At 67.4% G+C, this 21,114-nt stretch carries 17 protein-coding genes; 6 read left to right on the forward strand and 11 right to left on the reverse strand.

Annotation, left to right across the window (positions count from 1 at the left end; translation table 11 throughout):
- Positions 1-185, reverse strand: a 185-nt coding sequence (locus tag Rhe02_RS40060; protein WP_203913729.1) for a hypothetical protein, incomplete at its 3' end; no start/stop codon positions are given.
- Positions 186-317: 132 nt separating this feature from the next.
- Between Rhe02_RS40060 and Rhe02_RS40065 the strand changes: the two genes are divergently transcribed.
- The 4 genes from Rhe02_RS40065 (at position 318) to Rhe02_RS40080 (ending at position 6,004) form a co-directional block, all read left to right on the forward strand.
- The gene (locus Rhe02_RS40065; protein ID WP_203913730.1) at positions 318-3,461 is read left to right on the forward strand and encodes an AfsR/SARP family transcriptional regulator; all 3,144 of its coding nucleotides are present in this window, start codon (positions 318-320) and stop codon (positions 3,459-3,461) included.
- A 133-nt stretch (positions 3,462-3,594) separates the two neighbouring features.
- On the forward strand, positions 3,595-4,047 hold the full coding sequence (locus Rhe02_RS40070; RefSeq protein ID WP_203913731.1) for an RICIN domain-containing protein: 453 nt from the start codon (positions 3,595-3,597) through the stop codon (positions 4,045-4,047).
- 98 nt (positions 4,048-4,145) lie between these two features.
- On the forward strand, positions 4,146-5,351 hold the full coding sequence (locus tag Rhe02_RS40075) for a sensor histidine kinase (protein ID WP_203913732.1): 1,206 nt from the start codon (positions 4,146-4,148) through the stop codon (positions 5,349-5,351).
- Between the two features lie 11 nt (positions 5,352-5,362).
- Positions 5,363-6,004 carry a LuxR C-terminal-related transcriptional regulator gene (locus Rhe02_RS40080; RefSeq protein WP_203913733.1) on the forward strand — a complete coding sequence of 214 codons (642 nt, stop codon included), beginning with the start codon at positions 5,363-5,365 and terminating at the stop codon, positions 6,002-6,004.
- 25 nt (positions 6,005-6,029) lie between these two features.
- Here Rhe02_RS40080 and Rhe02_RS40085 read toward each other — a convergent pair whose 3' ends face one another.
- Complete coding sequence (locus tag Rhe02_RS40085) at positions 6,030-6,887, reverse strand: EamA family transporter (protein WP_203913734.1); 858 nt, start codon at positions 6,885-6,887, stop codon at positions 6,030-6,032.
- 91 nt (positions 6,888-6,978) lie between these two features.
- Between Rhe02_RS40085 and Rhe02_RS40090 the strand changes: the two genes are divergently transcribed.
- Positions 6,979-7,311: a hypothetical protein gene (locus Rhe02_RS40090; RefSeq protein ID WP_203913735.1), complete on the forward strand. Its 333-nt coding sequence runs from the start codon at positions 6,979-6,981 to the stop codon at positions 7,309-7,311.
- 7 nt (positions 7,312-7,318) lie between these two features.
- Here the strand turns inward: Rhe02_RS40090 and Rhe02_RS40095 are convergent, their stop codons facing one another.
- The 6 genes from Rhe02_RS40095 to Rhe02_RS40120 all read right to left on the reverse strand — a co-directional run bounded on the left by Rhe02_RS40095 (position 7,319) and on the right by Rhe02_RS40120 (position 14,354).
- Positions 7,319-8,464, reverse strand: coding sequence for a WXG100 family type VII secretion target (locus Rhe02_RS40095; RefSeq protein WP_203913736.1), 1,146 nt, complete (start codon positions 8,462-8,464; stop codon positions 7,319-7,321).
- Positions 8,461-8,718, reverse strand: coding sequence for a hypothetical protein (locus Rhe02_RS40100; protein ID WP_203913737.1), 258 nt, complete (start codon positions 8,716-8,718; stop codon positions 8,461-8,463). The genes Rhe02_RS40095 and Rhe02_RS40100 overlap by 4 nt, the downstream gene beginning before the upstream one ends.
- Before the next feature lie 107 nt (positions 8,719-8,825).
- On the reverse strand, positions 8,826-12,152 hold the full coding sequence (locus tag Rhe02_RS40105; RefSeq protein ID WP_239124356.1) for a S8 family serine peptidase: 3,327 nt from the start codon (positions 12,150-12,152) through the stop codon (positions 8,826-8,828).
- A gap of 174 nt (positions 12,153-12,326) precedes the next feature.
- A complete protein-coding gene (locus Rhe02_RS40110; RefSeq protein WP_203913738.1) occupies positions 12,327-13,328 on the reverse strand; it encodes a trypsin-like serine peptidase in 1,002 nt (333 codons plus the stop codon).
- 95 nt (positions 13,329-13,423) lie between these two features.
- A complete protein-coding gene (locus tag Rhe02_RS40115; RefSeq protein WP_203913739.1) occupies positions 13,424-13,954 on the reverse strand; it encodes a VOC family protein in 531 nt (176 codons plus the stop codon).
- Positions 13,914-14,354 (reverse strand): YidB family protein, encoded by a 441-nt coding sequence (locus Rhe02_RS40120; protein WP_203913740.1) that lies wholly within the window; start codon positions 14,352-14,354, stop codon positions 13,914-13,916. The genes Rhe02_RS40115 and Rhe02_RS40120 overlap by 41 nt, the downstream gene beginning before the upstream one ends.
- A gap of 175 nt (positions 14,355-14,529) precedes the next feature.
- Between Rhe02_RS40120 and Rhe02_RS40125 the strand changes: the two genes are divergently transcribed.
- Positions 14,530-14,874 carry a UBP-type zinc finger domain-containing protein gene (locus Rhe02_RS40125; RefSeq protein ID WP_239124361.1) on the forward strand — a complete coding sequence of 115 codons (345 nt, stop codon included), beginning with the start codon at positions 14,530-14,532 and terminating at the stop codon, positions 14,872-14,874.
- A 50-nt stretch (positions 14,875-14,924) separates the two neighbouring features.
- Here Rhe02_RS40125 and Rhe02_RS40130 read toward each other — a convergent pair whose 3' ends face one another.
- From Rhe02_RS40130 to lanKC, 3 genes are all read right to left on the reverse strand, one after another.
- Positions 14,925-16,718, reverse strand: a complete 1,794-nt coding sequence (locus tag Rhe02_RS40130; protein WP_203913742.1) for a trypsin-like serine protease — start codon at positions 16,716-16,718, stop codon at positions 14,925-14,927.
- Positions 16,719-16,885: 167 nt separating this feature from the next.
- On the reverse strand, positions 16,886-18,409 hold the full coding sequence (locus Rhe02_RS40135; protein ID WP_203913743.1) for an ATP-binding cassette domain-containing protein: 1,524 nt from the start codon (positions 18,407-18,409) through the stop codon (positions 16,886-16,888).
- 2 nt (positions 18,410-18,411) lie between these two features.
- Positions 18,412-21,084: a class III lanthionine synthetase LanKC gene (gene lanKC, locus Rhe02_RS40140; protein WP_203913744.1), complete on the reverse strand. Its 2,673-nt coding sequence runs from the start codon at positions 21,082-21,084 to the stop codon at positions 18,412-18,414.
- Positions 21,085-21,114: the final 30 nt, after the last annotated feature.

Below are 21,114 nucleotides of genomic sequence, written 5' to 3' on the forward strand. Positions count from 1 at the left end.
GCGCCGTTGCTGTTGTTGAGGCCGAGGATCTCCAGGCACTTGTTGTTCATCGCGCTGCGCAGGCTGACGGTGGTGGCCTGAGTTCCCACCGGGCCGGCCAACGCGGCCGACGGCGCGACGGCCGCGGCCCCGACCGTCAAAGCGGCGGCGGCGATCAGCGTGGCGATCAGTCGTTTGGCTGTCATGTCGCTCTCCTTCTTGGCAAGGCTGTTGCGACGACCTTGGCATCGGGGCCGGTGTCGGATCGTTGCCGATTGATTGCCGCGCTGCCAGCAGCCCTGATTTGGTATAGCCAGTGTCTGGATGGGTGGGGTGGTGTGGAGATCCGGCTGTTGGGCCCAGTCGAGGTGCTGGCAGGTGGGCAGGCTGTCGACATCGGAAAGCCGCAGCGGCGCATCGTGCTGGCGGCGCTGGCGGCCGACGCCGACCGGCTGGTCACCACGACGACGCTGATCCGCCGAGTGTGGGGAGACCATCCCAGCGCCGATCCCAGGGCCAGCCTTCGAGCACACGTCAGCAACCTTCGGCGCCTGTTCGAAAGCCAAGCGGGGCTGGGCGATCCGGCGCGGCTGGAGGGAGGTGGCGGTGGCTACGTGCTCCGGATCGGGCCGCAGCAGGTGGACATCTTTCAGTTCAGGCGGTTTCTGCGGGAGGCTTCGCAGCCGGGGATAGCCGTGCCGGAGCAGCTGGCGTTGCTGCGCAAGGCGCAATCGTTGTGGCGTGGCGAGCCGCTGGCGGGATTGAGCGGCGAGTGGGCGCAGGGAATCCGCGAAAGCTGGCGTCTGCAACGCCTTGAGGCGGTCCTGGCCTGGGCACGTGCCGAGATCCGCGATGGTCACCCGGCGGAACTGATCGGACCCCTGTCGGAGATCGTCGCTGATGACCCGCTCCAAGAACGTGCCGTCGCCGCCCTTATGCATGCCCTGTATGCCGCGGGCGACGAAGCTCAGGCGCTGCAACTGTTTCACACCACCAGCGACCGCCTCGCCGACAAGCTGGGCAGCTCACCCGGCACCGACCTGACCAAGGTCCATATAGGAATTCTCAAGGGCGAGCTCGAGCGGCCGGTTTCCCCGCCGACGGCGACAATCGCTCACCGCCAAAGCGCGTCGGCGTCAGAACGCGTCCCTGCGGAGCTGCCGGCGTTGACGGCCGGCTTCGTCGGCCGCGTCAGCGAGCTGGCCAGACTGGATGCGCTGCTGGGCAAGCAGACGCCGGCGACCGTGGTGATCTCCGCCGTGGCCGGCGCGGCGGGGATCGGCAAGACCACACTGGCCATCTGCTGGGCCCACCGGATCGCCGACCGTTTCCCCGACGGGCAGCTCTACATCGACCTGCGCGGGTTCGATACCGAGGAACCGCTGCAGCCCGCCGATGTCCTGGCCCAGTTTCTGGTACGCCTTGGCATTCATGACCTGCCGGTGGAGCTGCCCGCCCGCGCGGCGCGCTTTCGCACCCGTCTGGCTGGCAAGCGGATGCTGGTGGTGCTGGACAACGCGGCCAACAGCGAGCAGGTGCGCCCATTGCTGCCCGGCGCCGGTTCGTGCTGTGTGCTGGTCACCAGCCGGGACAGCTTGGCCGGGCTGGTCGCCAGCCAAGGCGCCCAGCGCATCGACCTGGACGTGCTGCCTCACGCCGAGGCCTGCCACCTGCTCACGGAGCTGATCGGCGGGCGTGCGCAGTCCTCGCCACAGGCTGTGGCCGCGTTGGCCGATCAGTGTGGATGTCTGCCGCTGGCGCTGCGGATAGCGGCCGAGCGGGCGCTCAGCAGACCCGCCATGGCGCTGGCGGATCTGGTGGCGGAACTGGGCGACGAACAGCGCCGGCTGGACCTGCTGCACGCCGATGAGCGCACCGCCATCAGCACGGTGTTTTCCTGGTCCTACCGCCAGCTCGACCCGGCGACGGCCCGCCTGTTCAGGTTGCTGGGCCTGCATCCCGGCGCGGCGATCGACACCTACGCGGCCGCGGCCCTGGCCGGTACCAACGTCCACGACACCCAGCAGATGATCGACACTTTGCGCCGGGGCTTCCTGATCCAGCCCGTGCCGCCGGACCACCTCGGTCTGCACGACCTGTTGCGCGCCTACGCCGTGCGGCTGGCCACCATCCAGGAGACGGCGAACGACATCACCGCCGCAGCGACCCGGCTGCTTGACTTCTACCTGGCAGCCGCGGCCGAGGCGATGGACCTGGCTATGCCCGGCACCCGCCGACAGCGCCCTCGAAACATGGTGCCGTCGGCGGAACTGCCTGCGTGGCTCGACGCTGACCAGGCGATGGAATGGCTGACCACGGAACGGCAAACCCTCATAGATGTCATCCTGTACGCGGCCCGTCACGGCTTCCCGCAGCACGCCACCAGATTCGGCGCTGTCATGTTCGCCTATCTGTTGTGGCGCAACGACCACCTCGCCGACGCGCTCGTGGTCTACGAAGCTGCCCTGCATTCCGCACGCCAGCTGGGCGACCGCGCCTCGGAAGCGGCTGCGCTGCTTAGCCTCGGGCGGCTGTACCACTCCCGGTGGGGACGCCTGCACGACGCGCTCGATCTGCACCGGCAAGCACAGGCGATCATGCGACAGCTCGGTGACCACCACGGCGCCGACCTGATGGCTGGATCTCTCGGGGCGGTGCACCTGTCGCTTGGACAGACCAGGGAGGCAGCCGAACATCTTCAACACGCGCACCGGGCCGCCCTCGGCAAAGGCGATCGCTGGGCCCAGGCCATTCAGCTGGTCAACATTGCCATGCTCGACCGCCTTCACGGCCGCTACAGCGCCGCGCTGATCGGCCTTCGGCGATGTGTCACCATGTTCGACGAGCTCGGCGACCGCACGATGGCTGGCGGCGCGCTCATGAATCTCGCCGAAGTCCTGTCCCTGCAAGGCTTGCACGACGAGGCGCTGCGCCAGGCCGAATACGCTCAGGCCCTGCGCAAGGGCACCTCCAGGATCGGCGAAGGCATGGCCGCGACCACGACCGCGGTGATTCTGGGCAGACTCGGCCAACACGAAAAGGCGCTACGCCATTGCGAAGATGCCCTGGCCATTCATGAGGAGCACGGTTATGTCCTCGGGCAGGCATACGCCCTCGACGGGATGGGCCGGCAATATCTGGCCACCGGCTGCGCCGAACAGGCAGTCACCCGGCATCGCCAGGCCCTCGCAATCTTCCGCGAGCGCAGCATGTGGATCGATCAGACAGCCACCCTCAACCACCTCGGCGCAGCGTTACCCGCCGCGGGGCAGCAAGCCGAAGCGCTGCAATGCCATCGAGAGGCCATCGACATGGCCCGAACCAGCGGCGACCTCTTCCAGCAAGCCAAGGGGCTGCACGGAACCGCGATGATCCTTGATCGTCTCGGGGACCAGCAACAGGCCCAGCGGCAGCTGGGCAAGGCGATAGCGATCTGCGCCCGGCTCGGCTTCCCCGACCCCCACCAAGCCATCCTGCGGTGAGCGCAGGCTACCGGCTCACGTGGCTGAAGGCCAGTGCACCGATCCTGGAAGCTCGCAGGTGTCCGGCACGTCGGCCGGGCCGCACCCTGAGCACGTTCGGTTACTGCGCGCGATACGAGGGGGAAGGAACAGCATGACACGGACGTTCAGGGCTCTGCTCGCGATGCTGGCCGTGGCGGTGGCGGCCGCTGTGTTCGTCGAGGCGCCCGCCGCACAGGCCGCGGATCCCATTTGGAGCTACAGCAACCAGGGCACCGGAAAGTGTATCGACGACACTCCGGCCGGCTTCAGGACCTACAACTGCAACGGGACTAACGCCCAGAAGTGGATCGTGCACTCCTGGAACGACGGCACCGTCCGGTTCCAGAACGTCAACACCGGCCGCTGCATCTACGACGGCAACCAAGGCTTCCGCACGTTGACCTGTAACAGCAGCACGAACCAGAGCTGGTGGGTCGTGTACTGGGCCGACAACACACGCAGGTTCCAGAACCAGGCAACCGGCTACTGCATGGAGGACAGCATCCTAGGCCTGCGCACAGTGAACTGTGACAGCAGCCAGTGGGAAAGCTGGTATCGCCTCTAGGACCTGATTGCACGATCTGTGTGGTACGGGTACCCGTACCACACAGACGCATGGTGCCACGGTTGGCTCGGCTGCCGTCCAGCGGCCAGCATGAATGCGTGCACCGGATTCTGTACGCGCCGTTCTCCCGCCGGGCCTGGCGGGAACTGGCCTACGTGTGGGCCTCGCTGCCCCTGGCCGTATTCGGGCTGGTGGGTGTGTACGGGATGTTCTCGCCGATCGTGCCGCCATCGATCGCGGTCACCCTGTGGATGGCGCGCTGGTGGGGGCGCGTTTACCGGCGTCTGGCCAGGACGGTGCTGCACATCGACATCGAGGCGCCGGAGCGTGGACCGCGCCCGGCCGAGCCGGGGCCGATCGCCTGGATTCTCGCCCAGATAGGCCACGGGGCTAGCTGGCGGGCCGCTGCCTACGCCTTTCTGCGGCTGCCTTACGGCATCCTGATGGTCGGCGTCGGCGCCGGGTTCTGGCTGTGCGCCGCGGCCGGAATTGCTAGTCCGCTGCTCGGGAACGTCATCGTCGGATACAGCCTCGCGCCAGCGTGGCTGGCCTTCGCGATCGGGTTGGTACTGCTGTTCGTTGCGCCGTGGGTGGTGCACGGATTGGTGCGGCTCGACCTGTACCTGATGGGCCGGCTGCTCGGCCGGCGGCTGCTGCGGGAACGGGTCCGCGACCTGGAGCAGACCCGGGCACTGGCCGTCGACAACGCGGCCGCGACCTTGCGTCGCATCGAGCGCGATCTGCACGACGGCGCTGGGGTCCGGTTGGTGGCGCTGGCGATGGATCTCGCGATGTTGCGCGACCGGCTCCGGCAGGAGACACCGGATCTGGCCATCGCCCGCGAGCTGGCCGAAGCCGCCCACACCCACGCCAAGGAGGCCATCGGCGAGCTGCGCGACCTGGCCCGCGGCATCCACCCGCCGGTGCTGGACCGCGGCCTGACCGAGGCGCTGCAATCCCTGGCCGCCCGCAGCCCGGTGCCGGTGGTGGTGAACGTCGCTCTGCCCCGGCGGCCGGCGCCGGCCATCGAGACGATCGCCTACTTCTGTGCCAGCGAACTGGTGGCCAATGTGGCCCGGCACAGTCAGGCTCGACAGGCCAAAGTGGACGTTGTGGAACGGGATGGAGGGTGGGAGTTGCAGGTTTCCGACGACGGCATCGGCGGGGCCGCCGCCAACGCCAATGGCGGGACGGGGCTGTCCGGGCTGGCCGACCGCGTCCGCCCGGTCGACGGCACGTTGACGGTGAGCAGCCCGGTCGGGGGGCCGACCGTGGTCACGGTCCGGCTGCCCTGGCACGCCTAGGCGGTGACCGGATGCGGATAGTGATTGCCGAGGACGCCGCCATCCTGCGCGATGGCATGACGGCGCTGCTGACGATGCGTGGCCACGCGGTCGTGGCGGTCGCCGACGCCGAGGCCCTCTTCGCGCAGATCGAGCTGGATCGGCCGGATGTGGCGGTGGTGGACATCCGCATGCCGCCTTCGTTCACCGACGAGGGGTTGCGGGCGGCGCTGCGGCTGCGCCGGCAGTTCCCGGATCTGGGCGTGCTGCTGTTCTCCCAATATGTGGAGCTGCGCTACGCGGCCGAGCTGCTGCAAGGCCTTTCCGCCCGGGTGGGTTACCTGCTCAAGGAGCGGGTGGCCGACATCGACGACTTCATTGAGGCGCTGGAGCGGATCGCGGGTGGCGGGACGGCACTCGACCCCGAGGTGGTGACGCAGCTGCTCGGAGCCACCCGACGCCGGGAGGCGCTGAACAGGCTGACCCCGCGCGAGCGCGAAGTGCTGGCGTTGATGGCGCAGGGGCGGTCCAATGCCGCGATCGCGGCCAGCCTGGTGATCACCGAGCGGGCGGTGGAAAAGCACGTGACCACCATCTTCACCAAGCTGGACCTTCCCCCGTCCGATACGGACCACCGCCGTGTTCTCGCGGTGCTGCGCTACGTCGGGCCGTGAATCGGTACCCAGAAAGGAGTCTCATTTAGTCCTGGGGCTGGGCCTTGGGGCCGGACTCCGTGCGGGCGGCGCCCACGCTCGCGGCCGTCACACACGCGATCGCCACCACCTGCAGGGGTGTGAGCCATTCGCTGAGCAGGATCGCCGCGACCAGGGCCGCGACAGCCGGTTCCAGGCTCATCAGGATGCCGAAGACCCGCGGCGGCATGGTGCGCAGCGCCACCATTTCCAGACTGTAGGGGACCACCGAACTGAGCAGGCCGACCAGCGCCCCCAGCGCCAGCAGCCGCGGGTCGAGCAGCTGTTGACCGGCCTGCGCCACCGCGAAAGGGGCGATCCCCAGCGTGGCGATGGTGCTCGCCACGGCCAGCCCTTCGACGCCGGCCCAGCGGCGTCCCGTGGCCGCGGTCGACACGATGTACAGCGCCCAGCAACCGCCGGCGACCAGCGCCAGACCGAACCCGATCGCGTCGACCTTGGTGGGGCCGACTCCGAACAGGGTGATGCCGGCCGCGGCCAGGCCCACCCACACCAGGTCGCGGGGCCGGCGGCTGCCGAACGCGGCCACCAGCAGCGGGCCCGCGAACTCGATGGTGACCGCTACCCCGAGCGGGATGCGGGCGAACGACTCGTAGAAAGCCCAGTTCATCGCGCCGAGCGCGAACCCCAGCGCCAGCACCGGCCGCCAGTCGGCGACCGTCCGGCCGCGCAGCCGGGGCCGGAAGAAGGCGAGCAGGATCAGTGAGCTGGTCGTGAGCCGGAGGAACACCATTCCCACCGGGGGAATCTCTGCGAACAGGCCTTTGGAGACCACCGCGCCGAACTGCACCGAGAGGATGCCGATCAGAACGAGCCATACCGGGGAAATGCGGGGCGTGGACACCAGGTCCACTCTAGAAGCCGGCCTCGCCTGGGTTTGACGCGGCGTCAACCGGGAAAAACTGACGTGCCGATCCGACCCTTGGGAGGACACCATGACGATCGCCGGTGCCACCCGCGCCGAGCTGGCTTCGACCCTGCGACGCCAGCGCGCCTACAGCAGTCTGGTGTGGGCGTTGCGTTTCGCCGTGCTCACCGTGACCATGTGCGTGCTCACGGCAATCATGGGTGTCGATACCCTGATCCTGATTGGCCTGATCTGCCCGATAGTTTCGCTCCTGCTGCTCCTAGCGACCATGGTGGCGGTCGTCGCGTCGCAAGCCAGGCCGCAACTGCCCGACGACTCGCTGCAGACGCAGCTGCAGCTGCCGATCAGCGTCATCGCTCTGGCCGGCCGGGACGCGGTCAGAGGCGTGCCCGGCAGCTGACCGCGGGTCAGCGCTCCTGCTCCAGCAGCTGCTCGATTTCAGCGGTGAGCCGCCTGGCCTCGGGCGTGTCCTGGCCACCCTGCCAAGCCAGCTCGCGCAGCTTCTCCTCGATCTTCGGTACCGGATGGTCGAGCTTGTTGTAGCGGTCGAACACGTCATCGTCATGCGACACACCGGTCAGGTCCTTGATGATGTGTTCCGGGACGTTGGTGATGATGTGGTTGGGTGTGCCGTCGTCATCGCGGCCCTCCGCCACCGGTACGAAGTCGATGTGCACCTGGGCCACCCCGTTGTCGCGCTGCAGCACATGCAGGGCGGGCGAAGTGCCGTCCTTGGAGATCTCCCGGTGCGCGACGGTGTGCTCCGGCGGAAAGGCCTCCTGACCCCCGAAGAAGTGCTGGAAGTCGTATCCGAAGGCGCCGGTGTCCTCGACGAACACCGCCGGATCGAGGTTGAGCGGCTCCCGCAACTCCAGCTCGATCCCGTCGGTATTGGCATTCCACGAGGACTTGATGCGCTGGACTCTGGACAGATCGATTCCGGCGTCGTGCATCCGGCGTCCCACGTCCAAAATGGAGCGAAGCCGGCCCGGCTCCATTGTGGCGATCTCGGCTGGGGTGAAAGACCTTTCCAGCAGATCCATCACGTCCGGGGTCACCCCGGCGCGATGCAGGGCCGAAAGCAGGCCGAGCGCCGCGGCGGCGGTGAGGTCGGCCTGCTGTGCCAGCTCCAGCGCGTGGTCGATGGCGCGCTGTGCGGGTGGCACCAGAGCTCTTTTGTCCTGGCCCTGCTCCGGGTCGGTTTCGGGCGCGATGACGTGGCCGAGCACCACATCGAGGCCCTGCCGGTGAGCGCTGTCCACGGCGTCGCGCAATGCTCGCTGCGCCGCGCCGAGCTCTTGCCCGAAGTTGCGCAGCGCATCCGCTGTCCGTTCCGCCTCCTGGGCGCTTCTTTCGACACTGTCGGTGAGCTCGGCGAGCTTGGCGATGGCCACATCGGCCGCGTCGCCCTGCCAGGCGTGCGGCAGCCCGTCCCAGATGTCGCGCAGCGCATCGCTATGGCGCCGATCGGTGGCAGCTTCGCGCCGCCATTGATCACTGAGCTGGAACAGCCCATCTACGTCCGCATTGGACAGATCAACGAATCGGATCATCGCGAGAACCTGTCGCTCGCCTCGTAGTTGTCGGCCGAGGCGACCAGCGCCTGACCCGCGTCACCCACCGAGGGGGTGAGGGCGGTGTGATCGGCAAGCCACTGCTTGGTGCGCCTATCCAGCGCCACGGATGCCGAGAATCCAGCCGGACCCGAGCCCAGCGCGGCGATCGGCTCGGCCATCTCGGTGGCTATGTCCATGACCAGCCGGCCTTGCTTGCGAAGCTCCGCGGGATCGACGTGCCATCCGTTCATGCCCGCCAATGTACCGGCCCGGGCCAAGGCTGCCGATCGCGCGATCGGGTGGGGCCAACCGGTCAAGCGCCCGGCGGACCGGCCGCCGGGCGCTTGGGCGAGGTGGATCAGCCGTAGGCGCGGATGATGGTTTGCTCGATCGCGCTTCCGGCGGCCCCGTCGGCCTTCACCTTCAGCGACACCGCCTGCCCCGCGGCGGGGCGGGGAAGCTGTGCGCTGAACCTTTCCGGGCCGTCCCGGCGCACGGTGACCGTTTGCCAGGTCACCCCGTCATCCAGCGAGACCGACAGGGCGAAGGACGCGATGCGTTGCGGCGACACACCATGCGCCTGCCTGACGGTGAACGACGACCGGCCGTCGACAGGATGGTTGGCCTGATCCAGGGCCAGGGCGTAATCGACCGACAGCAGCGCCAGCGGCGCATCGTCGGTGCCCTTGGGGGCCGCGGAACGGAACGTCCACGCCGTGGTGACCCGGGTGGAAACCGGCAGCGTGGCACCGGCGTCCAGGTCATAGGTCAACCGGTAGGTGCCCGCCGCGGCGGGAATCGTGAACTGGCCGGCCGATCCGGCGAACTCGCCGAGGAGCTGGCCGTCGCGGTGCAGGGTCAGGCTCTGGGTGACCTTGCCCAGACCGCCGCAGTTGAAGCGCTGGTGCTGATCGGCGAGATTGACCAGCTCGACCCGCAATTGTTCACGGGTGCGCCGGATCGGATAGGGCACGCATCCGCTGGTCGACTCGGAGGGGTCGTCGTACCAGTCGGAGTGCAATGGCTGGCGAATCCAGACCTTCTCCTGGCGGCTTCCCGGCGCATAGGTGTGCCTCGCTTCGATCGCGCCCACCGCGTAACTGACTCCGGTGTCGTAGAACGCCTCGTCGACGTACCGGTAGCCGGGGGAGAGGTAATCGATGCGGGTGGGGGGCAGGTTGCCGGTGTCCTCTTCGAGAACGAAGACGCCCGAAGGGCTTACCCCATAACGTTTGTGGTAGGTCTGGCTGCCCTGTTTGTCCAGCCGGTGGAACCGCTGATCGATACGCGACAGCTTCGCCTGCTCGGCCCGGCTGAGGGTGAACGAAAGGTTGCCCGGGATCACGTTGCCGTACCCCTGAATGAGGTCGTAGACGAAGGGGCTGGGCTGGTCGCCGGGGGCGAGCAAACTGAACGAGGCGAACAGATCGAACTTGCCCACGCTCACACCCTGAACCGGGCCGGCGAAGACGCTGTCCCGCGCCGCGTCGGCGCCCCACGCGTAGGCCCATTCCCACCACATCCAGCCGCGCCGCGCGGTCTGCTCGGTGGTGAGCCCAACCTGGTTGGCGACCGTATCGACACCCTCGACGGCCCCCTTGACCGGCTTGGCGTTGGCCGCATCGAGCAAGAGAGCGGTGTCGGTGGTGACCACCACGTCGGGGTCACCGACGATCGCCGCCGCGCCCGTACTGAAATCGATAAACGACGAGATCACGCTGTACCGCCCGGCGGGAACCCGCATCACGACCGGTCCCTCCCACGGGTCCACGTTGGTGCCGTCGTCGAACAGCGCCGGGTCGTCGAGGTTGACGATATGGGCCCAGGCGCTCATGTCGTAGCTCGAGGTCGAGCCGGGCAGTGGGGTGGCCGACAGCGTCAGGTCGACGGTCGGCGGCTCGATGAAGAAGGTCACCGGGGTGGTGGAAACCAGCGCCCCCCGCGAAGTACGGGCCGTGACCACGGCCGTGAAAGAGCCGAAGCGATCGGCGAAGCGGGCCCGATCGACCTTCAGCGTCCTGCCGTCAAAACTCACCGAGCCGGCCGGCGCCGGGCTGCCGCCACGATCGGTCGCGGTGACCTCGAAGCGAAGCCGGCCGCCGGTGTCGTTCCAGCTCAGATCCGTTTGAGCGGTACCGGTCTGGGGATGGGGCAGCACGCCCAGATGCACGATCGGCTGCGCGCTGGTGGCCCCGGTCAGAGCCCGCGCCACGTTGAGCCGGCCCGCTCCGGTGACGTAGGTGTCGGCACCGGGCAACGGGTCGACCGCGCCCACCAAAGCGCTTTTGAGCTGTGCCGGAGTCCAATCTGGATGGCGTTGCGAGAGAATCGCCGCACCGGCGGCCGCATGCGGTGCCGCCATCGACGTGCCGGACAGCGACGTGTAGCGGGAGTCGATGATCCGGCCCAGTCCCGTGCCCGCGGCGCGGGCCGCGACGACCTCCACGCCGGGCGCGACGAGCTCCGGCTTGGCCGCACGCGTGTTGATCAGCGGCCCGCGACTGGAGAACCACGCCACCTGGTCGTCGAAATCGACCGCGCCGACCGTCAGCGCGTCCGCCGCGGCGGCCGGAGAGGTGATGTAGTTGTCGACGCCCTCGTTGCCCGCCGCGATGACGAAAAGCGTGCCGTGCTGGGCGGTCAGCGCGTTGACCGCCATCGACATGGGATCGGTGCCGTCGCTGGGTTCCCACCCGCCGAGGCTCATGTTGATCACCTTGGCACGGGTGGCTGCCCACTCCATCCCAGCGATGATCTGCGATTCCGAGCCGAACCCGTCATCGTCGAGAACCTTGCCCACCACCAGTTGCGCACCGGGCGCCACGCCACGGCGCTCACCCGAGGCAGCGGCGCCGGTTCCGGCGATGATCGCGGCCACATGGGTGCCATGTCCGTGGCCGTCGGCCGCTGTGCCGCCCTCGACGGTGAAGTCGGCCCGCTCGGCGACCTGCCCGGCCAGGTCGGGGTGGGAGAAGTCGGCGCCGGTGTCGAGCACGGCGACCTTGACCCCGCTCCCGGTGAAGCCGTCCGCCCAGGCTTGCGGGGCGCTCACCTGCGGAAGGTTGGGATCCAGCTTGCCTTGCCAGGCGGTCGCCCTAACCCGCCGATCCAGCCGCACCAGCGGGCCTGCTTCCTTGCCGGCCGGCTTGGCCGAACGCTGTGCCCGCAAGCTGTTCAGAAAGTCCAGCCCGCTTCCCTTGGCCTGCTTGACGGCCACCGCGCCGATGCTGGGCAGCGCCTTGGCCGCCGAACGCGCGAGGGGAACGGCGCCGCCGCGCACGATCAGCGGAAACTCCTTGGTGCTCGCGTCGTCGTAGCCTTCTTCGATCAGTGTGGTCACGTCAAAAAGCGCCTCGTCGAGCACCGAGCCGAGCAGCGGGGCCACCTCCGCGGGCACCACCCGGGCATGGCCACGGGTGTCGCAGCTGCGCAGCTGAACCCCACTGGGTTTGGCAGGCTTCACCGAAACCTGCGGACAGCCCGACGCTGCGGTCACGACGGTCACCACATCGCCGGTCAGCAGCGTCACCGTGTACCGCTTGCCGGCCGGCAACGCCCCGCTGGAAACTGTGTTCGCCTCGGTGCCCTGCGCTTCCTGGTGGCCGAGCCCGTACACCGGCAGGGCCGTCAGCACGACAGCCAACCCGAGCAGCAGGAAGCGATGACGTTTCGATTTGCTCATCATGACCGGCGACCCTAGCCACGCGGCGGCGTCTGATGTGCCCGCAAAAATCGTATGGGTGAATCTACAACCGTGACGGTCTCAATTTCGTGTTAGAGCTATGAGGGGAGAAGTGCGGCATAGATCAGGGCATGAGCCCTGGTTGGTGGCCAGGGCTCACGTGGAGAATCGAAGCCGCTACGCCGGGGAAAGGCTCTCCGCGTAGTCGAAGAGGCTCTTGATGTCGTTGTCGAAGTAGGGGCCGTCGAACTGGCCGTTGCCCGGGTTGTCTCCGTGACTGACCACGCTGTTGATGTAGCCGATGCCGTTCTGGTCGTTGTAGTCCTGCAGCCAGGGTCCGCCGCTGGCGCCCCAGGTCATGCCGCACCACATGCGGATCTGCTGGCCGCCCGCCCACCAGGTGCCACTTTGGCAGTACTGCTGGCTTTCGCCGCCGCCCAGATTCTGCGGATAGCCAAGGGCGGTGATCAGGGCGACGTTGTAGCCCCAGTTCCAGCGCAAGCCGTTGCCGCCGACCGTGTCGACGACCTTCAGGCCCCAGTAGCCGCCGTTGAACATGATGGCGATGCCCATGTCCTCGTCCTGGCTGCTGCTGTTGATCCAGGCCGTGCGGGCCGTAAGCAGGGAAGCCGTGAAGGTGCCGAAGGGAATCGACCCGTTGCGGTAACGCGGAACGAACACCCAGTTGCTGAACCAGCCGCCGCCCGCGCCGCTGTGTACACAGTGACCTGCGGTCATGACCAGCCGGCGCTTGCCACTGTTGACGGTGCTGGCTGAGCATCCGGACGGTTGACCATTGGGGAGGGTGAAGTAAACCTTGCCGACGGTCTGTGATTCGTTGAGCTGAATGCCGAAGTCATTGGTGCCGGCCAGGGACGGCAGCGCGGGCGGGATCGCGCCGGGGCGCCCGTTGGGCTTCGGCGTAGGGCCTGTCGAGCTGGGGGTGCTGGTGGACTTCGGAAGGTCGAGGTCCACTGCGGACGCCATGCGCTCTGGCGTCCAAAAAGCAGCTACCTCCTTGGCGACGGTCTCGTTGTTGACCGCGCGCCCGTCGCTGGTACGGGCGACGGAGGTGCTGTTGCCGGCATCGGTGCCGCCGGCGAGCGCGCTGCCCGCCAGGCCCAGCGAGCCGGCGAGGGTGGCCGCGACAATAGCCGCGGCAAGTGCTGGCTTTCTCATGGGAATTTCTCCATCCCTTGGTGCGATTGGGAAATCCCATGGTGGTACGGCGACCTGCGCGCCTACCTTGCGCCAACCTTGCGGCGGCAGGGCCGCTACAGGGGCGGCTCCGCGCCCGTTTGCTCGGCCGCCATGTACTCGGCGTACCAGTCTGGCCAGTTGTCGTCGTGCTGCCCGGTGCGCTTTTCGTGTTCGCCGTGGGCGGCTGCCGCGCGGCGCATCGCGTTTGCCAAATCGTTCACGGTCGCGAATGTGGTCTCGCTGGCCTCGATCCGGCCGGGCAACCGCGTCGTGATCTCCTGCAGTAGCCAGCCGTTGCCATCCGGATCGCTGAACGTGGCAAAGGAGCCATAGCTGGCGCGGTCCGCGGCCGGCCCGTCGACGCGACCGCCTGTGCCAGGCTGAAACTGTGCACCCGGCTGCCCGGCGTGGAACACCTCACTGATCTGCACACCGCTGGCGGCCAGCTCAGCGCGCGCAGCCTCGATGTCCGAGACGACCAGGTACAGGCCTTGGGCGGAACCGGGCGCCGCCGAGGTGATGGTGGTGCCGAACCTGACTCTTGTTGGCCGCTGCGCGGGCGGGCTAATAAAGTTGCGGGCCGAACGGGCCGGCCGATCTGTCATCGGCCTCCACCGCCTCGCTGAGGTGCCGGCCGAGTTCGCTTGCCGCCAGGACCTGACCGCCGGGGCTAACCGCGTCGACCAGATCGGGCAACACCTCCGCGAGCTGCCAGGCGACCTCGTCCGGGCTGCTCTTCGCGTAAACAGCCAGATCATCGAGGACATCCGCGCCGAACGCGGCCCTCACCTGGGCAACCGTCATGGGCAGGTTGGCCACGTCATCTGATAGCCAGCTGCTGTACTGATCGGGCTCTGACGTTCCGGCAAGGTGCAGCACCACCTCGCGCAGGCGTGGCGCACCCGCCGCCGGCCCTTCCGCATGGGTGTGGGCCAAACCGAAGACCACCACCCTGACTTCGGGATCGTCCAGGAGCCGGGACAGTTTGCCGCTGACATCGGTCATGCTCGCGTTCCATCCACTTTTGCGCGGACCGTCGACTCGCGCAGATCGCCCACCGCCAAAGGTACCGCCGCACCCGCTGCGCGCCCGCCAGGTCGGCGAAATCCGCCTACCGCACAAGAGGGCGGGCTGGCGGTAGTAGGCTGGCCATGACACCCAACTCTTGGCGTGGGGAATGATGGCAGCAACCGACATTGACACGTCCGTGCCGCCCAGCGGCCCTGGCTGCGTTGAGTGTGAGCAGGCCGGCGGCTGGTGGCTTCACTTGCGCAGGTGCGCCGCGTGCGGGCATGTGGGTTGTTGCGACACCTCGCCTTCCCAGCACGCCACCGCACATTGGCGCGCCACCGGGCATTCACTGATCCGCTCGTACGAGCCCGGTGAGGACTGGTTCTGGGACTACCAATCCGAGCAGATGTCGGCCGGTCCCCGGCTGGCGTCGCCTGATCATCATCCCGTGGCGCAGGGTGTGCCCGGTCCAGCTGGCCGTGTGCCGGCCGACTGGCAAGATCATCTTCATTGACGTAGGTTGGCCCCGCCCGGATGTGGGCGGGGCCGGTTAGTTTGCGGTTATTACAGGCTGAGCGCCCAGGTGTCGATCCGGCCGACGTCCGCGGTGGCGGCGTCTTGCACCCGCAGCGTCCAGGTGCCGTTGCGCGCCTCGGAGGACAGGTTCACGGTGTAGGTCTGGACGATGTTGTCGGCCGATCCGCCGGCCCGGTTGTGCAGCACGTAGGTGCTGCCGTCCGGGGCCACCAGAGTGACCACCAGGTCGCCGATGAAGGTGTGGATGATGGTCACCTGCACCGTGGAGGCGGCCGCCGCGTTGCCGGTGCAGCCCGCGAGGACGATGGTGCTGGTCACTGTGGAGTTGTCCGGGATGTTCACGTCGGTGCCGTTGACGCCGTTGCAGGCAGGCGTGCCGCCGCCGACCAGGTTCAGCGTCCAGGTGTCGATACGCCCGGTGTCACCGGAAGCTGCGTCTTGCACCCGTAGCCGCCAGGTCCCGTCGGCGGCCTCGCCCGCCAGGTTCACGGTGTAGGTCTGGACGATGTTGTCGGCCGATCCGCCGGCCCGGTTGTGCAGCACGTAGGTGCTGCCGTCCGGAGCCACCAGCGTCACCACGAGGTCGCCGATGAAGGTATGGACGATGTTGACTGCCACGGTCGAGGTCGCGGAAGCGTTCCCGGCGCAGCCGGTGATGGTGATGAGCGATTCCACAGTGGACAGATCAGGCACGGTCACGTCCGTGCCGTTGGTGCCGGAACAGCCCGGGGTGGGCGGGGCGCCGACTGTCCACGTGTAGGCGGCGTTTCCCGTCTTGGCCGGCGAGGAGCTGTCGACAGCCGTCACGTTCACGTTGAATGTTCCGGCGGCCGTGGGGGTACCCGAAATAGCACCGGAGGAAGAATTGATCGACAGCCCCGTGGGCAACCCGGACGCCGACCACGAAATGGGGGCTGTCCCACCGGAAGCGGTGTGATTGACCGGCGTGATTGCGGTGCCGAGCGCGCTGTTCTGGTTGCCGGGGTTGCTGACCGACAGGCCGCTCTGGCAGCCGCCGAGGATGGTGGCGGCGGCGCAGATGTCGCTGGCGAAGGTGCGCACCTCGGTGTAGACGCCGGGGTTCATCGCCTGGGCGCAGCCGATGCCCCAGCTGGTGATGCCGACCTGGATCCATTCGCTGGCGGCGTTGCGTTTGAACATCGGGCCACCGGAGTCGCCCTGGCAGGTGTCCACGCCTCCGCTGGTCCAGTTACCCGCGCAGATCTCCTCGTTGGCGATCAGGCCGGTGTAGGAGCCGCCCGCGCTGGCGCACTGGGTGTCGGTGATGAACGGCACGTCGGCCTTGAGCAGGAATCGTTGCTGCGGACCACCTTGGGTGGCGGCGCCCCAGCCGGCGACGGTGAAGTTGCCGGTGTGCAGCGAGGTGTCGGTGGCCAGCTTGAGCAGCGGGCTGTTGATCGGCTGGGAGATGCGGATGAGCGCCCAGTCCTTGCCGTTGCCGTTGTAGCCCGGCGCAATGTGGATGTAGTCGGAGGTGCGCGTGGTGCGCGCCGGATCCTGCAGATCGACCGCACCCCAAGTCACGCCGACCGAGGTGTTGGGCCCGGTGCCCAGGTTGTCCACGCAATGCGCGGCGGTGAGAATCAGCGTCTGCGTATACATCGCGCCGCCGCATCCCATGGACAGGCGGACCATCCACGGGAACTCGCCTTGCGCGGCGCGGACACCGCCGACCACTTGCGGAAAGACTCCACCTTCTGGGTCGGTGGCGTGGCTGGGCGCGGCGGCGAGCCCGCTGAGCGCCAAGCCCAGCAAGGCGGCGGCTCCAAATCGGATCGCGGCGCCGAAAGGTGCTTTCATGTGTGCCTCCCTTGGTATTCCCGGGGATCACCGGGCTGGGAGGAACGTAAGCGAGCGCAACGGCGAGCAGCAATATGGAAATACTTGACTCAATGCGGTGCCTGCGCGTTCGCCTCACGGTCGGGAATCGGTCGCCGAAATCTGTATCAGAACGCCTTCCGCCCGCCTCACACGGACGCTTTCTCGCTTCTGGACAAGGTCACTACCCGATCGAGCCAGCTGTCGAGGTCTTCATCACCATGGTGTACGACGATGAGGCCGCGCCCTTGGGTGCGCGTTTCCAGCGCCCGCAGCACCTTGCGCCTTCCGTCCGCGTCGAGGTTCGCGAACGGCTCGTCGACAAGGTAGACGTCGGCGTCTTCACAGAGCAGCGCGGCGATTCCGGCCTTCTGCCGCTGGCCCGATGACAGCTCCGACGGCAGCTGGCCGGCCAGACCGCCGAGCCCCATCGCCTCGCGCAGCTTTTCGTCGCCGACCAGCTTGTGCACCGGCAACGGGGGCAGCTCGACCGGGGCTGTCAGACACGCGACCCGTGGCGGCAACGTGACCAGGCCGGTGTCGGGCGCGAGGGTACCGGAGATGATGCGCAGCAACGTCGTCTTGCCGCATCCGTTGGGCCCACGTAGCAGTACATGTTCGCCGGAGCGAAGCTCGAAATCGTCGATCTCGATGGTCGTGCCGTCGCTGTAGGTGACCCGCACCCCGTGCACCGCGACCATGGCTCCCGTGTCGTGGTAAGGCCTCGGGTGCGCGTGGCGCAGCACGCCGATTCGGCGCAGCACGGCGGAGCTTCGGCGAAGCTGGGGAATGAGGTTGATGACGGCGACGATTCCCGTGACCGCCCGCCACAGCGAGTTCACGAAGGCGAGGAAGCCGCCGAACGACATGCGGCCGGCGAAAACAAAAATGGCGCCGACGATCAGGGATGAGGTGTCGCACAGGTTCATGATGAGGTCACTGAGTTTGCGCTGCTTCAATTGCAGCCGATAGTTGTCCAGCCCGATGCCCAGGAATCGCCCCAGCGCGTTGGCATTCACCGCTCGAGCGCCGGGCCGCAGCAACGGCATCCCGCGGATGGCGCGAAACGACTCCAGGGTCCGGGTCAGCTTGTTGATGTAGAACGCCTCGGCCTCGCGTTCCGGGTCGGTGTTCTCCTCGATCCGCTTGGCGAGGCGGTTGCTGATGAACACCAGCGGCGGGACGACGAGCAGCAGGATGAGGCTGGCCTGCCACGACAGGTACAGCAGCACGCCGACGAAAGCGACCGAACCAGTGGCCTGTTTGGCGATGCGCACAGCGATGTCGATGGCGGGCAGCACACCCTGATGCACGTCATGGTGAATCCGGCTGACGTAGGAGGCATTACCGGCCTCCGAGATCCGCCGGCCGTCCTGGTCGAGGGTGCGGTCGAGTAGCTCCATCTCCAGGGACAGCACGAACGTGTTCTCAAACCGCTTGCGCCACCACGATATCCAGTAGGACCCAAAGTTGATGATGAGACCTAGCACCAGGTACGCCAAGCCGAGCAGAAGGAATCTCGCGAAGTTGCCGGCCAGGATGGCCTCGTCGAAGATCTCCTTGAGCAGCAACGGGTGCAGCACGCCTTCGCCACCGCTGAGCGTGGCCTCAAGGGCGACTATCGCCACGACCTGGGGCCGATGCCCTTGCAGGGTACGCCACAGCTCCTTCACCGCTAAATCCCGTCGAGAAGGAAATCCGCCATGCCGCCGACCCTCACCCGATGAAGCAACCGCAGCACGCCCGCCGACCCGGTCATGAGGTCACAGCTGCAGCGCAGCAGCCCTTCGCCCGGCACGGCCAGCGGCGTGAACCCGTCCTGGCGCGCCACAGCGAACCGCTCGGCCGGCTCGAAAAGGAACACCTTCCGGACGTAGTCGAGCTGCCGCAAAGCGGTGTCGCGGTAGCCGGGATCGCGCAGGATCGTGGCCGCGTCCAGCATCGTGTCGGCGATCCCGCACATGCCGAACCCGTAGCCGGGCATGCTGGTGTAGTCGACAGCCAGCCCGCGCAACAGGGCTCGTGCGGTGTCGGTGTCGCCGTAGCGCAGCAACACTTTCGCGACGCCAGCGGCGCCCACCTCGACGTACGGCACCAGGGTTTCCTTGTGTTTGAAGGTAAACGAGTCGCCGTCCCACGGCTGTGCGTTGGCCATCTCCCAGTCGAGGGCGTCTCGCCCCAGCCGCCGGTACGCCTCGTCTCCGGTGACCTGGTGCATCCGCAACAGGAACAGCGCCACGCCGGCCTGGCCGAACCCAAGCCCGGTCAGTGGCCCGTCGGTCGTGAAACTGTTCAGCCAGTAGGCTTGCCGGCCGTCACGCTGAGCGGTGTCGCACAACAGTTTCGCGCACTCCTGAGCCGCCGCCAGATCGTCTTCGGAACGGTCGCGCAGATAGAAATGCAGGTTCGTCATGCCCAGCCCGGCGCGGCCGTAGTAGAAGGTGTAGTCGTCGTAGTGTTCCGCGCGCTGGTTCGCCCGGGTGAGCAACTCCCTTGCCTCGGCCCGCAGCCCGAGGCTGTCGGCCGCCCAGGCCACGCCGGCCAGTCCGTTCATCAGCCCGGCCGGGTACTCAGCCGGATCGATGTTCTTCACGCGGTCGCGCAGCCAGGTTGTCCACTCGGGCTGCAGCTCGATGCCCGAGGATTTGAGCGCCCACAACACGCCGCTGGCCCCAAATCCCAGACTCAGCGGGTTGGTGGTGTGCGCGAAGGGGTCCACCGGGAACAGCGTGGCGCGCTGCACGTCGGCCACGGCCGTGATGAAACCGGCGACCCCGGCCTCCATCTCGGCGACACCGAGGCTCTCCTCGGCGACGGCCCGGCGCGGGGGAACGTCGACCGGGGCAAGCAACTCCGTGTCGCCGTTCAGGATTTCGAGCACGTCTTCCAGCGAGATGCGGGCCTGCGCCAGATCGGTGATCAGGTCGTGGATTCGCGTTGGCCAGCCGAGCCGGTCAATGAATAGCCGGTAAATGCCGAAGACGTCATCACGCAGGTACGACATCGCCGCGACCGGGAAAATGAAGTAGGACATGATGGCCGCCAGGCTGAACAGGTCTCCCTCCATTGCGGAGGCGCCGTTGACGCGCTTGGAGTGGGAGAACCCCGGCGTATACAACTCGACGGGTCCTTGCAGATGCCGGTCGGCCGCCTCGGATTCGTTGAGCCGGCACGACTCCAGGTCGATGACCGTGACCTTGAAGGTCTCCGGGTCGATGAGCAGGTTGGTGGCGGTGAGGTCGCCCAGGATCACCTGCCGCTCATGGGCCGCGTGAATCGCCTGCGCCAGCCCGCGGAAGACCGCGAGGAAGATACGAAGAAACTCTTGCGACTGCGCCGCTTCGAACCTCGGCTGCACGAGCGGGTTGTGCTGAAACAGGATCGTGCGAATGTCAGCCGCGTCGACATGTTCCTCGGCGAGGAAGTGATGTTCCCAGTGGCGGAAGGTGGCGACCGGTGCAGGGAAGCGGCCCGTGTCGGCCAAGCGGTTGAGGAAGGACCACTCGCGGGCGAGAATGTCGACCGCGTCGTGGTCGCGGCGTATGTTGACGTTGGTATGCGGACGGGCCTCCTTCAACACGACGATGCGGTCGCCATCCGCGGTGTCCTCGGCCAGGTACACCCCACCGGCGCTGGAGAACTGGATGGCGTCGGTGACCCGGAAACGTCCCGCGAGCAGCTCGATCTCGTCGGGTTCGGGGTCTGGTTTCCAGTCGGTGAACGGCCACGCCAGCCACCACGGCTGGACAAACCCCGCCCGCCTCTCGTCGGTCACCGGCCCGTCCGGCGCGATGATGTGAGGCACCTGCCTGCCCATGGCGTCGACGGTGTGCGTGTCGCGGAACTGGCCGTATCGGAAGTAAAGCGCCTTGCAGTCGCGGTATCGCATGTCCGACAACACATATGCGCCTTCCACATCGCGCAACCGCAAGGTCAGCTCGGCAAGGCAGGCCCGGAACTCGTCGTCGTCGCGCGGGTAGATCGTGATGAACTTGCCGCTGTTGCCCCGTGCCATGCCCTTGGAGTTGAGCATCTCGAAGATGTTGACATCGAGCGCGATCTTGAAATCGGCGCGGCGCGCGACCAGATAGTCGATGGCCGTGGCGGCGACTTCGTGCACGTTGCGCTGAGTGGCCGACACATGAATCTTCCACCCCTGCGACGGCAGATTCGGATTGAGACGGTGACTCCACCAGATGCCTCCGCGCACGAACCGCGAGCGCACCTCCTCGTCCAGAGCGGAAAGGAAATGGTCCTTTCTCGGCCGGTAGTGGGTGTCGAGCGGATCGTAGAACAGCGTGTCGTTCCAAGCGAACAGGAAACGGTTGACCCATCGTTCGTCGCGCATTATCAATCACCTTTGTCATGAGTCGGAAGG

The organism is Rhizocola hellebori (assembly GCF_016862955.1).
Lineage (GTDB): Bacteria > Actinomycetota > Actinomycetes > Mycobacteriales > Micromonosporaceae > Rhizocola > Rhizocola hellebori.

Excerpts from the sequence above, each read along its gene's own strand:
- Rhe02_RS40070 (WP_203913731.1), top strand. The coding sequence starts at position 3,595 with ATGACACGGACGTTCAGGGCTCTGCTCGCGATGCTGGCCGTGGCGGTG.
- Rhe02_RS40080 (WP_203913733.1), top strand. The coding sequence starts at position 5,363 with ATGCGGATAGTGATTGCCGAGGACGCCGCCATCCTGCGCGATGGCATG.
- Rhe02_RS40090 (WP_203913735.1), top strand. The coding sequence starts at position 6,979 with ATGACGATCGCCGGTGCCACCCGCGCCGAGCTGGCTTCGACCCTGCGA.
- Rhe02_RS40095 (WP_203913736.1), bottom strand. The coding sequence starts at position 8,464 with ATGATCCGATTCGTTGATCTGTCCAATGCGGACGTAGATGGGCTGTTC.
- Rhe02_RS40100 (WP_203913737.1), bottom strand. The coding sequence starts at position 8,718 with ATGAACGGATGGCACGTCGATCCCGCGGAGCTTCGCAAGCAAGGCCGG.
- Rhe02_RS40105 (WP_239124356.1), bottom strand. The coding sequence starts at position 12,152 with ATGATGAGCAAATCGAAACGTCATCGCTTCCTGCTGCTCGGGTTGGCT.
- Rhe02_RS40110 (WP_203913738.1), bottom strand. The coding sequence starts at position 13,328 with ATGAGAAAGCCAGCACTTGCCGCGGCTATTGTCGCGGCCACCCTCGCC.
- Rhe02_RS40115 (WP_203913739.1), bottom strand. The coding sequence starts at position 13,954 with ATGACAGATCGGCCGGCCCGTTCGGCCCGCAACTTTATTAGCCCGCCC.
- Rhe02_RS40120 (WP_203913740.1), bottom strand. The coding sequence starts at position 14,354 with ATGACCGATGTCAGCGGCAAACTGTCCCGGCTCCTGGACGATCCCGAA.
- Rhe02_RS40125 (WP_239124361.1), top strand. The coding sequence starts at position 14,530 with ATGGCAGCAACCGACATTGACACGTCCGTGCCGCCCAGCGGCCCTGGC.
- Rhe02_RS40130 (WP_203913742.1), bottom strand. The coding sequence starts at position 16,718 with ATGAAAGCACCTTTCGGCGCCGCGATCCGATTTGGAGCCGCCGCCTTG.
- lanKC (WP_203913744.1), bottom strand. The coding sequence starts at position 21,084 with ATGCGCGACGAACGATGGGTCAACCGTTTCCTGTTCGCTTGGAACGAC.